This window comes from Flexivirga meconopsidis (genome assembly GCF_026162425.1).
Classification (GTDB): Bacteria; Actinomycetota; Actinomycetes; order Actinomycetales; family Dermatophilaceae; genus Flexivirga; species Flexivirga meconopsidis.
Genome location: NZ_JAOBQJ010000002.1, coordinates 624,141 through 636,295, shown reverse-complemented (window position 1 = coordinate 636,295; position 12,155 = coordinate 624,141). Strand labels below are relative to the sequence as shown.

General features: G+C 69.3%; 14 protein-coding genes. 2 read left to right on the top strand and 12 right to left on the bottom strand.

What is annotated here, in order from left to right; translation table 11 throughout:
• From N2M23_RS08295 to N2M23_RS08255, 9 genes are all read right to left on the bottom strand, one after another.
• Window positions 1-984: an AAA family ATPase gene (locus N2M23_RS08295; protein WP_265444681.1), complete on the bottom strand. Its 984-nt coding sequence runs from the start codon at window positions 982-984 to the stop codon at window positions 1-3.
• A complete protein-coding gene (locus N2M23_RS08290) occupies window positions 981-1,502 on the bottom strand; it encodes a hypothetical protein (RefSeq protein WP_265444680.1) in 522 nt (173 codons plus the stop codon). Before N2M23_RS08290 ends, N2M23_RS08295 begins: the two co-directional genes overlap by 4 nt.
• Window positions 1,499-2,209, bottom strand: a complete 711-nt coding sequence (locus tag N2M23_RS20955) for a DUF4129 domain-containing protein (protein ID WP_265444679.1) — start codon at window positions 2,207-2,209, stop codon at window positions 1,499-1,501. The genes N2M23_RS08290 and N2M23_RS20955 overlap by 4 nt, the downstream gene beginning before the upstream one ends.
• 77 nt (window positions 2,210-2,286) lie before the next feature.
• The gene (locus N2M23_RS08280; protein ID WP_265444678.1) at window positions 2,287-2,994 is read right to left on the bottom strand and encodes a DUF6230 family protein; all 708 of its coding nucleotides are present in this window, start codon (window positions 2,992-2,994) and stop codon (window positions 2,287-2,289) included.
• Window positions 2,991-3,701 (bottom strand): hypothetical protein, encoded by a 711-nt coding sequence (locus tag N2M23_RS08275; protein ID WP_265444676.1) that lies wholly within the window; start codon window positions 3,699-3,701, stop codon window positions 2,991-2,993. Before N2M23_RS08275 ends, N2M23_RS08280 begins: the two co-directional genes overlap by 4 nt.
• A complete protein-coding gene (locus N2M23_RS08270) occupies window positions 3,698-4,126 on the bottom strand; it encodes a DUF6114 domain-containing protein (protein WP_265444674.1) in 429 nt (142 codons plus the stop codon). The genes N2M23_RS08275 and N2M23_RS08270 overlap by 4 nt, the downstream gene beginning before the upstream one ends.
• Window positions 4,123-4,794: a DUF6230 family protein gene (locus N2M23_RS08265; protein WP_265444673.1), complete on the bottom strand. Its 672-nt coding sequence runs from the start codon at window positions 4,792-4,794 to the stop codon at window positions 4,123-4,125. Before N2M23_RS08265 ends, N2M23_RS08270 begins: the two co-directional genes overlap by 4 nt.
• Window positions 4,791-5,387, bottom strand: a complete 597-nt coding sequence (locus tag N2M23_RS08260; RefSeq protein ID WP_265444672.1) for a DUF6114 domain-containing protein — start codon at window positions 5,385-5,387, stop codon at window positions 4,791-4,793. The genes N2M23_RS08265 and N2M23_RS08260 overlap by 4 nt, the downstream gene beginning before the upstream one ends.
• 62 nt (window positions 5,388-5,449) lie before the next feature.
• Window positions 5,450-6,067: a DUF6230 family protein gene (locus tag N2M23_RS08255; RefSeq protein WP_265444670.1), complete on the bottom strand. Its 618-nt coding sequence runs from the start codon at window positions 6,065-6,067 to the stop codon at window positions 5,450-5,452.
• A 182-nt stretch (window positions 6,068-6,249) separates the two neighbouring features.
• On the opposite strand from N2M23_RS08255, the gene lepB reads away from it, so the two are divergent.
• Window positions 6,250-6,903, top strand: a complete 654-nt coding sequence (lepB, locus tag N2M23_RS08250) for a signal peptidase I (protein WP_265444669.1) — start codon at window positions 6,250-6,252, stop codon at window positions 6,901-6,903.
• 12 nt (window positions 6,904-6,915) lie between these two features.
• Here the strand turns inward: lepB and N2M23_RS08245 are convergent, their stop codons facing one another.
• Complete coding sequence (locus tag N2M23_RS08245) at window positions 6,916-7,512, bottom strand: hypothetical protein (protein ID WP_265444668.1); 597 nt, start codon at window positions 7,510-7,512, stop codon at window positions 6,916-6,918.
• A gap of 71 nt (window positions 7,513-7,583) precedes the next feature.
• Complete coding sequence (gene valS, locus N2M23_RS08240; RefSeq protein ID WP_265444667.1) at window positions 7,584-10,223, bottom strand: valine--tRNA ligase; 2,640 nt, start codon at window positions 10,221-10,223, stop codon at window positions 7,584-7,586.
• Between the two features lie 64 nt (window positions 10,224-10,287).
• Here valS and N2M23_RS08235 point away from each other — a divergent pair, with 64 nt between their 5' ends.
• Entirely contained in the window at window positions 10,288-10,659 is a 372-nt protein-coding gene (locus tag N2M23_RS08235; RefSeq protein WP_265444665.1) for a nuclear transport factor 2 family protein, read from the top strand.
• 135 nt (window positions 10,660-10,794) lie between these two features.
• Here the strand turns inward: N2M23_RS08235 and N2M23_RS08230 are convergent, their stop codons facing one another.
• The gene (locus N2M23_RS08230) at window positions 10,795-12,153 is read right to left on the bottom strand and encodes an aspartate aminotransferase family protein (protein WP_265444664.1); all 1,359 of its coding nucleotides are present in this window, start codon (window positions 12,151-12,153) and stop codon (window positions 10,795-10,797) included.
• Window positions 12,154-12,155 lie beyond the last annotated feature (2 nt).

Sequence of the window (12,155 nt, the reverse complement as noted above, 5' to 3'; positions counted from 1 at the left end):
TCAGGCTCCGGCGGTCGCCGGTGTGGGCACGCTGTCCAGCACGCTGCGCACGACCCCGCTGGTGGTCGCGCCGCTCATCCACAACTCGGGTTTGAGAGTGATCCGGTGGGCGAGCACCGGTCCGCTGACGGCCTTGACGTCCTCAGGGGTGACGAAGTCACGGCCGCGCACCACCGCCAGGCCGCGTCCGACCAGCATGAGCCCGAGCGACCCGCGCGGTGAGGCGCCGATCAGGGTCTGCGGGTGCTCGCGGGTCGCCGCGGCCAGGCGCACGCAGTACTGCACCACCGACGGGTCGACCACCACCTGCTCGACCGCGGCCTGCATGCGCAGCAGCCCGGCGGCGTCGGTCACCGGGGCGAGGCTCAGCTCTTCGCGCCGTCTCGTCATACGGCGGGTGAGGACGTCGGCTTCCTCGTCCTCGGTCGGATAGCCGAAGCTGACCCGGGCCAGGAAGCGGTCGAGTTGCGCTTCAGGAAGCGGGTAAGTGCCTTCGTATTCAACGGGATTCGCGGTTGCAATGACATGGAACGGCTTCGGCAGCGGGAAGGTCTGGCCCTCGATCGTGACCTGGCGTTCCTGCATCGCCTCGAGCAACGCGGCCTGCGTCTTGGGTGGGGTCCGATTGATCTCGTCGGCCAGCAGCAGACCGGTGAACAACGGGCCCGGGCGGAACTCGAAGTGACCCTCGCCCTGGTCGTAGATGAAGGAACCGGTCAGGTCCGCGGGCAGTAGATCGGGGGTGAACTGGGCGCGGGAGAAGTCCAGGCCGAGGGTCTGGGCCAGTGACCGCGCCGCGAGCGTCTTGCCGAGTCCCGGATTGTCCTCCAACAGCACGTGTCCGCCCGCCAGCACGGTGGCCAGCACCAGTTCGAGCGTATGGCGCTTACCGACGACTGCCTGCTCGACGACATCGAGGATGCGCGCGGCCAACTCGGTCGTCTGCTGCGCCGACGGTATGCCGGGGGTTTCTTGCTGACTCACAGTTCCTCGATCCGGTCGATGATGCGGGACAGCTGGTTCGGGTCCAGCCGCGGTGGTGGCTGCGCGAAGAGATAGCGAGCGAGCGTCGGAGCACCGGCCTCGATCATGGAGGCAGGGTCGGTGTTCGGGGCGGCACCGGAGACCGTGCGATCGCGCACCCGCGCAGTGGCGAGGTCGCGCAGTACGCCCTGCAGCGCGGCCGCGGCAGGTGCGCCCCGCGAGGTGCCGCCGCCTGAGTCGTTGGCGATGCGGCGCAGGTAGCCCAGCCGCGAATCGCTCACCGTCCGCAGCCGCCGGCCGACCAGGTCGGCCGACCATTCGCTCGGCTCCCAACCGGTGCGGTGGTCCGAGATCAGCCACCAGGCCGTCGCCGCCACGAGCACGAGCGCCAGCAGTCCGACCGGGTCGGGCCGCAAATACCACCAGCTGGTGAACAGCCACGTCACTGCCCAGGCGACCAGCACGGTCACGGCCCGGCGGGCCCAGAGGCGGCGGTCGCCACGCGGCGCGGGGTTCACAGCGTGGCCTTGACTCGCAGCGACCGATGCAGCGCCTCAAGCGCCGCGCCCGCGGCAGCCCGGTCGCCCTCGGTGATCGGGTGCTCGGAGTAACGGGCGGCGCGGTAGAGCCGGCTGAGGGTGCGCAACGCGTCGCGGTCGGCGTCGGTCTCGTCGAGCACCCGAAGGGCCAGTTCGGCGGACGTCTCGCTCGGCCGGCGCTCCAGGCCGGCCGTCGCCACGGTTTGTTCGAGGTCGACCCAGCAGGCGACGACCGCGTTGCGCGGGGTGCCTTCGGCCAGTCGCGCGTGTTGCCGCCGCGCCACCTGCTCGACTGCATCGGCGACCGCGTCCGAGACCTGCGGCAGCACGCTGTCCTCACGCGCGGCGCGGCGCTGCGCAAGCTGCCGGCGTACCGCCTGGACGACCCCGAACAGCACCCACAGCAACAGCAGCAACACCGCGATGCCCACCACCCAGGCGAGGATGTCGCCGACGAGCGAGTCACCGGCCTGGGGCGCGCCGCGCGGTGTCGCCGATTGCCCGGACGGCTGGTTGGCACTCGGCAGCAGATTGGACGGCGGCGGACCCGAGCCGCGGCCGAAGCGGTCCCGGTCCGGCGCGTGCAGCACCGGATCCCGGCGTGCGGTGGTGACCACGGTGAGCACGAGCAGGCCGGCGACCGTCGCGGCAGCGATCAGCCACCCCTGCCGACGAGCCCCGGTCACCCCCGTGACATTAGATCGTCCGGCAACCGCGTGGTCGCAGGGCGAGCTACTTCGTTACCGAACGTATGCCGGTGCGCTCAGTGCTGAATGGGCTTGCTGTCGCAACTGTCGGAGGTGCCCGGGGTCACCGAGATCCGCACGCCGGGCATCTTGGCGACCTCACTGACCTTGAAGCCGTACATCCGGCCCCGGATGTTGCTGAACTGCCCGACGCCGCTGTTGATGCCGAACCACCCGGTGCCGGACGGTGCACCGAGCGGGTTCGGGTCCGGCTCGCCACCGGTATCCGTGGTGACCAGCGAGTCGCCGCTCACGCCGATCTCGACGACGCCGTCGAGGTTCAGCCCAGGATTGCCGTCGCCCTTGATCGACGTCACGTCGAAGGTCGCGTCCTGCGCCTGGATCTCGTGGGTTGATGAGTTGCCGTCGCCCGCGCTGACCCGCACGGTGTAGTCGATGCCCGCGATGCTCTGCTTCTGCGACAGGCACAGCCCGTCGAGCTGCAGGCCGGCCGCGCCGACCCGCAGCGCCGGACCGGTGGTGAGCTTGCCGTCGACGCTGCGCGTGCTGCGCACGACGGTGATGCCCACCTTGTTGCCGGTGAGGCCGCCCACCGAGACCTGCGACGGGTTGCCCTGGAAAGTCACCTGGGTGGCCAGCACGTTCTGACTCATCAAGGTGCCGAGGCCGATCGTCGCGGCGACCCCCGCGGCGGCGAGCGCACCGGCACGGCCCCATCGGGTCCCGGTGCGGACGGTGGCGCGCGTGGCGCTGTCGGTGCTCATGACAGCGACAACGTCGTGTTGGGCAAGCGCACCGGGTAGTTGCCGGCCGAGCTGGGGTCGTCGCTGTAACTGACCAGGTAGCGGATGTCCATGTCGATGGCGCAGCCGCCCAGGGTGATCGCGTTGGGTATGGCGCTGTTGGCGACCGTCACCAGGGCGAGCAGCGGGTTGCTCACATCGATCGGCACCAGGCAGCCGATGAGCAACAGGTTGATCCGGAAGGTCGCCGCGGAGACCCACACATCGGTGTAGATCGGCTTGCCGGAGTCGGCGGCGCCACCGAACGACGCCTCCTTGTCGGGGGTGATCGACACCTGCGCGTCGTTGTTGTCCGTGGTGCGGATCGTGGCTCCGTCGAGGACCTTGAACGACGCGAACGACAGATGCCACAGCTTCTCGGTGCTGCCGTCGGCGAACTTCACCGTCTCCTGGCCGGCCCGGCGAATCTCTTTGACGTTGAACCGACTTCGCAACCCGTCCTGCGGGATCGACAGCTTGAGGTTGACCTTGGAAAGGCAGGGCCGCAACGCGCGTTCGCCGTGCACGGTCTTCAGGGCCGCCCGGTTGGCGTCACCCGGTCCGCATGGCGCGCTCGCGGCGCTCGCGGACGTCTGGGTCGCCAGCGCGAGCCAAGTCACCACGAACAGCAGCACGGCGACGATCACCGTCAACGACTGCATGCGTCGGGAAGGCTGGTAGGTGCTCACCGACCGACGACCTCCGCGGCTGGTGCAGGGGTGGACGCGTCCGGGGTCGATTGGCGTTTGCCCGGCTTCTTCTCACCCCAGGCGAAGACCATCGACCCGCCGACGATGCCGAGCAGCGTGCCGAGCAGCATGCCGCCCAGGTTGGCCGCGACGAACGCGGCGAGCGCGACCAGCACGCCGAGCACCCCGAGCAGCGGGGAATGGATCGGTGCCATCGCCGCGACCAGTCCGAAGAGGATGAGCCCGCCGCCGAGGATGTACGCCGCAGAGGAGTTCCAGCCACCGCTCACCGCGAAGAAGATCGGGTAACCGGCGAAGTAGATGACGTCGGCGCCGGCCGCCACCAGCAGGAGTGCGCCCCAGAACGGGCGAGTCCTGCGGAAGGCGGCGAAGCCGTCGAGCAGGCGGCCGACACGGCGGTTCATGAACAGGATCCCTTCTCTGCCGCGCCGAGCGCGGTCTTGATCCCGAGCCGGTTCAGCGGCAGTTGCCCGTCGATCTGCAGGCCCGCCGCGTCCAGATCGGTGCGGTCGATGGTCGCGGTGTCGAGTTGTATGCCGAGAGCCCCGGGTGTGCCGCGCCACGGCCCGGAACCGGTCGTCAGTGTCTCGGCGCTCTGACCGACCGCGAGGCTGGAAACTCCGCGGCCGTCCCCGTTGATCGAGGTCGCGGACACCAGCGCGCTCGCGGTGCGAATCGGGGCGAAGGCCGGGTCGGTGGTGCCGTCCACCGGCTCGCCGGCGGTCACGATCATCGACGCCTTGCCCAGCACGGGCAGGTCCGCTGTCGAGATGATGCACAGGCCGTGCAACTGCACGTCCTGTACGACGAGTTGCTCGGTGCCTTTCACTCCCGCGGAGGTCTGTTGCGGCCCGGCATACGCAGCCAGTGAGCTGCCGCTGAGGCTGTCGCTGTAGACCCGGAAGTTCTGGGAACTGGTCGCGAAGGTCAGTGCGAGCACACCGCGGGATGTCATCACCAGCATCGAGGCCAGCACGGCAAAGCCGAGGGTGAGCGGGATCAGCACCCGGCGCCGGGTGCCGAACTGCGCGGTCGTCGGGCGGTCAGCCCGTCGGGTGATCGGTGACTTCAACGATCGGTGCCTTCGTCGGCGAGACCGTCGTCGACGAGGCCGTCGTCGGTGCGCTCGGCCTGACGGCGGCGAAGTTTGCGGGCGTTGATCCGGTCGAGCTGTTCGTCGTTGTACGGCGTCCAGGCGAACACCATCGACCCGCCGACGATGCCCAGCAGCATGCCGACCAGCCAACCGCCGAGGTTGGCCATCGCGAGCGAGGCCACCGCGAAGATCACGCCCATGATCGCGGGGAAATGCCGTTGTGCGGGGGAGATCACCGCGACGACGGCGGCAGCGATCATTCCGCCACCGAGGACGTAGGCGATCATTCCGCCGCCGCCCATCGCGACGACGGCCTCGTAGGACGCGAGCACCGGGGTGATCACGAACCAGCCGCCCAGTGCGAGCACGATCCCGCCCCAGAACGGCCGGGTCCGCCGCCACCGTGCGAATGCCGAGGCCCATCGGCGCAGCGTCCCGTCCTGATCGGTCGGGCGCTCGGCACGGCGTGCTCCGCGGGTCGCAGTGACATGCTCGTCGACGAGAGTGCGGTCCTCGTCCTGCGCGGGCGCTGGTTGCTCGTCGGTCACGATGGATTCCTGCTTTGTCACGGTTACTACTTCCGGTCCGCACCGCCGGCGCGCGGGGGAGGCGCGCCGGCGGCGGTCGGGCGTCAGCTGCAGTGCTGGACGCCGAGCTTGGGCACGATCGAGAGGGTCTTGAGGTTGATGCCGCTGTTGAGGCGGATGCCGTAGGCCTTGGCATCGAGGTTGTCCAGCGAGATGCCCTGGTCGGTCTTGTCGGTGCGCAGACCGAACGCGCCCGCGGTGCCGCCGATCGCCGAGTCGCCGGCGCTGGTGCCGATGTCGGTGGCCGGCAGTTGGGCGTTCTGGGCGTTGAGGGCGTCGGCGCTGAGGTCGATGTTGCCGACCGCGACCGGTGAGGTCGAGGAGATCTTGAGGCTAATGTCGCCGAGGATCGGGAAGGACTGCTTGGCGGAGATGCACATGTCCTGCAGGTTTCCGCCGGCCAGCCGGGCAAGAGCCGCCTTCTTGGTCGTCGCGGTGTCGTTGCCCACCGACTGTGCGGCCTGGGTGCCGGCCAGTGAGAGGCCGAGCTGATCGGCCTTGACGTTGCTGCTGCCGAGCTCGAACGGATCAGCCGCGGAGAGAGCAGCGGTGACCATGCCCTGCGCGATCGCGACGCCGAGTCCGAGGCTGACCACCGTCGCCGGCGCGGCGACGGCGAGGAACCGCGGGACGCGGACGCGACCCATACCCTTGTTGACCATACGTTCTCCCTGAAATGTGGGCACCCGGCGCAGGCGCTGCGTGGGTGTGCGGGGTGGCCTGCGCGACGAGTCGGGCCGGCCCGAAAGCGCTGCAAGTGTGACACAGGTCTCGTCAAAAAGTGGACACCGTCTCACATTTTGTAAAGTACCCGTACTGCCGGTAACGCCGGTGCCCTTCGAGCGTGAGGAAAGCACGAGTGGCCAGCCCGGGAACTGTCGATGCACGTCGTCGCCACGGCCGCCGGCGGGCGGTGCGCATCATGCTCGTTTCGGCGTCGATCGCCGTACTCGTCGTGCTCTGCGTGCTGGCCTTGATCGCGCTTGCGTTCTCGACGACGGTGTCCGGTCAGAGCATGCAGCCCACGTTGCGAAGTGGTGACCGGATGGTCGTGAACGTGCTGAACCACGGGTCTGGTGCCTCCCGCTTCGACCTGGTCGAGCTGCCGCTCGGTCCGCAGCGTGAGCGGGCCGTCAAGCGCCTCATCGGCTTGCCCGGCGACCAGGTGCGCATGTCGACCGTCGCCGGCAAACCGCTGGTCGAGGTCAAGCGACCTGGGCAAGCCTGGGAGGCGGTCGACAATCCGGCGTGGCGCCCCGGGGGTCGCCCGGTCACCTGCTGCGACAAGCAGGGCCGCATGGGTGTGTCCCGACCGACCGCGGCGACGGTGCCGGCCGACGCCGTGTGGGTGCTCGGCGACAACCTGGACGCATCGCAGGACTCGCGGATCTTCGGCTTCGTCCGGCGGGACGACATCGGCGCCACGCTCAACTGGCGGATTTTCCCGCTCGGTGATTTCGGGCCGGTGGAGCGCAACGTCCGATTTGCCGCCGAGTGAGTCGGCGCAGGGTCAGTCACACGGCTTTGTGTCGTAGGGGCACTTGGCGACGACCGTGAGGTAATCGCGGACCTCATCGGTGCGATTGGTGACGGCGCCGGCGGGGGAGTAGTAGGCAACCCAGGTGCCCAGTTGGTAGCGCTTCTTGGCGCCGTCCCGGTTGCCGTCGTCGAAGACCGGCGGGTCGTCGGTGATCAGCTTCTCCGCGGCGGGTGAGTAACCGGTCCAGACCATGAGCAGGGCGCCATTGCGGCGGACCGAATCGGGGTCGGCCAGGTTGCTGATGAGCGCCTTGTCGTCCTTGAGCGGCAGGCTGATCTGCCCAGCCACGGTGTCCGGAACCTGCGACGGGGAGGTTGCTCGCACGTTCCATTTCGCGTCCGCCTGGTTGAGCCGGGCCGCCATCTGGGTCGGGTTGGAGGTGGTCGGCAGCTGCGGGTCGACAATCATGTCCGACTTGACGCCGTCGTCGGCCTTGAGCCAGTTGAACCCGATGAGGGCGAGGACCAGGACGATCACCAGCAGCAGCGCAGCTGCGATCACGGCGACAACTGCGAGCAGCCGGCCACGGGGGTACTCGGCGATACGGTCGGCGACGTCAGCGAACATACGCAAAGGTAACCAGACCCGGCGGCTGGCGTGCCGGGTTGTCCATTTCTTTGCCGCCTTGTGGGGGCGACCTAGTGCTTCGGCGGCGGCGGCACCAGCTCGACGTCGCGCACCTCGAGGCGCTCGGCGTCGTCATACCCGAGATCGCCGGTGACCTTGCCGGCGGCGCGCAGGTCGCGCTCGGACCGGCGCACCAGCTCCTGCAGGTCGGCCGGCGCCGCGAGGGTGGCGGCGGTGACCTCGGCGCGCATGCCGAGCTTGGCGTCCGACTTGGCCTTGCGCAGGCCGGCGAGCGCCTCGCCCACCGCGTGCAGCGCGGCCGGCTCGCCGCTGCCGGGGCCGGTCTCATCGGCCGTCGGCCAGCTGCTGCGGTGCACCGAACCCTCCTGCCACCACGACCACACTTCCTCGGTCGAGTAGGGCAGGAACGGTGCGAACAAACGCAATTGGACGTTCAGCGCGATGCGCAACGCCGCGCGGGCGCTGGCCGCGGCGGCCTCACCCTGCCCGCCATACGCGCGATCCTTGACCAGCTCGATGTAGTCGTCGCAGAAGGTCCAGAAGAACGCCTCGGTCAGCTCCAGGCTGCGGGTGTAGTCCCACGCCTCGAAGTGCTTGGTCGCCTGCTCGACCACCGTGCGCAGGCCGGCCAGCATCGCCAGGTCGAGCGGCTCGGTGACGGCCGCGTCCAGGTCGCCCTCAACTTCGCCCATGCCGAGCGCGAACTTGCTGGCATTGAGCAGCTTCATCGCGAGGCGCCGGCCGACCTTCATCTGGCTCTCGTCGTATGCCGCATCGGCGCCCAGCCGGCCGGACGCCGCCCAGTAGCGGACCGCGTCGGCGCTGTGCTTCTTCAGCACGTCCTCCGGGGTGACCGCGTTGCCCTTCGACTTGGACATCTTCTTGCGGTCCGGGTCGAGGATCCAGCCGTTGATCGAGGCGTTCTGCCACGGCACGGTGTCGTTCTCGAAGTGGGCCCGCACGACCGTCGAGAAGAGCCAGGTGCGGATGATGTCGTGGCCCTGGCTGCGCACGTCCATCGGGAAGAGCTTGGCGAAGAGCTCGGCGTCGTTGCGGCCGCCGGCGTTGCTCGCGACCGGCCAGCCGGTGGCGATCTGCGGGCTCAGCGACGACGTCGCCCAGGTGTCCATGATGTCCGGGTCAGCGGTGAATCCGCCTGGCACGTCACGCTGTTCGGCGGTGTAGCCGGACGGCACGTCGGTCGCCGGATCGACCGGAAGTGACTCGGGGTCGGCGAGGATCGGGTGCTCGTGGTCGGCCTCGCCGTCGGCGTCGAGCGGATACCAGACCGGGAACGGCACCCCGAAGAAGCGCTGGCGGCTGATCAGCCAGTCGCCGTTGAGGCCGTCGACCCAGTTGGTGTAGCGGCTGCGCATGAACGCCGGGTGGAAGTGGACCTGCTCGCCGCGCGCGACGAGCTCCTTGCGCAGGTCGGCGTTGCGGCCGCCGTTGGTGAGGTACCACTGGCGGCTGGTGACGATCTCCAGCGGCTTGTCGCCCTTCTCGAAGAAGTTCGCCTTGCGCTGGGTCGGCTTGGGCTCGCCGTCGAGGTCACCCGACTCCCGCAGTGCGTCCACGACGGCGGTGCGGGCCGAGTGCACGGTCTTGCCCGCGAGGCTCTCGGCATACAGGCCGGCGCCGGGACCGCCGGCGATCCAGTCCGGGGTCTCGGCCTGCAGGCGGCCGACGCGGGTGATGATCGAGCGGGTCGGCAGTTGCAACTCGCGCCACCACATCACGTCGGTGAGGTCACCGAAGGTGCAGCACATCGCGATGCCGGCGCCCTTGTCGGGCTCGGCCGCGGGGTGTGCCAGCACGGGCACCTCGACGCCGAAAAGCGGTGAGGTGACGGTGGATCCGAAGAGCGGCTGGTAGCGCTCGTCGTCCGGGTGGGCGATCAGCGCCACGCAGGCCGGGATGAGCTCAGGACGGGTGGTCTCGATGTAGATCGGCTCGTCACCGTGGTGGAACGCCACCCGGTGGAAGGCGCCCGGGTAGTCGCGAGCCTCCAATTCGGCTTGGGCCACTGCGGATTGGAAGGTCACGTCCCACAGCCCCGGCGCCTGCGCCTGGTAGGCCTCGCCGCGCTCGACGTTGTGCAGGAACGCCTCCTGCGCGACCGCGCGCGAGCGGTCGTCGATGGTGCGGTAGGTCCGCGCCCAGTCGCAGGAGACGCCGAGCCGCTCGAAGAGCGACTCGAAGGTCACTTCGTCCTTCTCGGTGAGCTCCTCGCACAGCGCGATGAAATTGGCGCGGCTGACCGGCACCTGGTCGGCCGCCTTCACCGACTTGCCCTCCGCACCCTGCAGCGGCGGGGTGAAGTCGGGGTCGTATGCCGCACCGTGGTCGCCGCGCACGCCGTAGTAGTTCTGCACGCGGCGCTCGGTCGGCAGGCCGTTGTCGTCCCAGCCGATCGGGAAGAACACCTCCTTGCCGCGCATCCGCTGGTAGCGGCCCATGCAGTCGGTGTGGGTGTAGGCGAAGACGTGCCCCACGTGCAGGCTGCCGCTCGCGGTCGGCGGGGGAGTGTCGATCGAGAAGACCTGGTCGCGCGGCAGCTCGAGCGCACGGTCCCGGTCGAAGCTGTAGGTGCCCTGCTCCCGCCATACGGCAGCCCACTTGTCCTCCAAGCCGTCGACGGTGGGCTTGTCGGGGACCTGGGCGGTGCGCGGGTGGGCGGAGTCAGTCATGCGACACATGATCCCATCCGGGGGCGCCCCGGATCGAATCGGTTGGTGCGGCAGGCTGGGCCGCATGACCGACCGTATGGCGAGCGCCGCGCTCGACGCCCACGTCACCGCCTTCAACGCCCGCGACCTGCCCGGGCTGCTCGCCGGATTCACCGAAGACGCGGTCTGGGTGACCGGGCGTTACACCTGCTCCGGGCAGGCCGAGCTGCGCGAGTTGTTCAGCGGAACCTTCGCGGCGATCGCGCCGCAGTTGCGGGTGCTGCGGGTCGTCGGCGGCGACGCTGCGTCAGTGGTCGCGGCCGAGCTGGTCGAGACGATGACGGTCGAGGGCACGGTCGTGCAGGCGCCGATCGCCGGGTTCTACACCCTCCGCGACGGCCGCATCGCGGCCGCCAAGATCTACCGCGAGGGCAGCGCGGACATCCCGCAGGTGTGAGCCGGCGGGTCGTCGGCGACGGCGCTGCCCTCCCGCCGAGAGGCTCACTTACCGTCGACAGGCCTACTTATCCGGGCGAACGGGGCGCCGAATAAGTGTGCCTGTGGGAGATAAGTGAGCCTGTCGGCGAAGGGACTAGCCGGTGTAGTGCTCGTCGGCGACCTTGAGCGCCTCGTCGAGGATCGCGATGCCCTCGAGCGCCTCCTCCTTGGTGGTCGTGCAGGGCGGCACGACGTGCGTGCGGTTGAAGTGGGTGAACGGCAGCAGCCCCCGCTGCTTGCAGGCGGCGGCGAACTGCGCCATCGGAGCGGCGTCGGCGGCGGTCGCGTTGAACGGCACCAGCGGCTCGCGGGTCTCCCGGTCGCGCACCAGTTCCAGCGCCCAGAACGCGCCGATCCCGCGGACGTCCCCGACCGACGGGTGCCGGTCGGCCAGCTCGCGCAGCCGCGGTTCGTAGACGTCCTGCGCCATACGGCGGACGTGGCCGAGGATGTCCTCCTCCTCGAAGATCCGCATCGAGGCGACCGCCGACGCGCAGGCGAGAGGGTGCCCGGAGTAGGTCAGGCCGCCCGGGAACGGCTTCTCGTCGTATGACGCAGCGATGTCCTCGTGGATGACGACCCCGCCGAGCGGCACGTATCCGGAGTTGACGCCCTTGGCGAAGCTGATCAGGTCGGGCGCGACGTCCCACGCGTCGATCGCGAACCACTGCCCGCACCGGCCGAATCCGCTCATCACCTCGTCGGCGATCATCACGATGCCGTGCTCGTCGCAGATCTCGCGGACCCCGGCGAGGTAGCCCGGCGGCGGCACGAGGATGCCGTTGGTGCCGACCACGGTCTCCAGCATGATCGCCGCGATCGTCTGCGGCCCCTCGACCATCACCACGTCGCGCAGGTGCTGCAGCGCGCGCTCGGTCTCCTGCTCCGGTGAGTCGGAGTGGAACTGGCTGCGGTAGGGATACGGCCCCCAGAAGTGCACGGTGCCGTGGGTGACCGGCTCGTTGGCCCACCGGCGCGGGTCGCCGGTCAGTCCGATCGCACCGGTCGTCGCGCCGTGGTAGCTGCGATAGGTGGTCAGGATCTTGGGCCGGCCGGTGTGCCCCTTGGCCAGCCGGATCGCGTACTCGTTGGCTTCCGCGCCGCCATTGGTGAAAAACACCTTGGTCAGCTTCTCCGGGGCCACCTCGGTGATCCGCCGGGCCGCTTCGCTGCGCACGTCGTTGGCCACCGAGGGCGCGATCGTGCACATCCGTGCCGCCTGATCTTGTATGGCGGCAACGAGTTTCGGGTGCTGATGGCCGATGTTGACGTTGACCAGTTGCGACCCGAAGTCGAGGTAGCGATTGCCGTCGTAATCCCAGACGTAGGAACCCTCACCCCGCTCGATCGCCATTGGGTCGAGGGCTGCCTGCGCCGACCAGGAGTGGAAGACGTGCTGCTTGTCCAACGCCTTCACCTGGTCACCGGAGAGGCCGAAATCGTTTGTGCTCACTG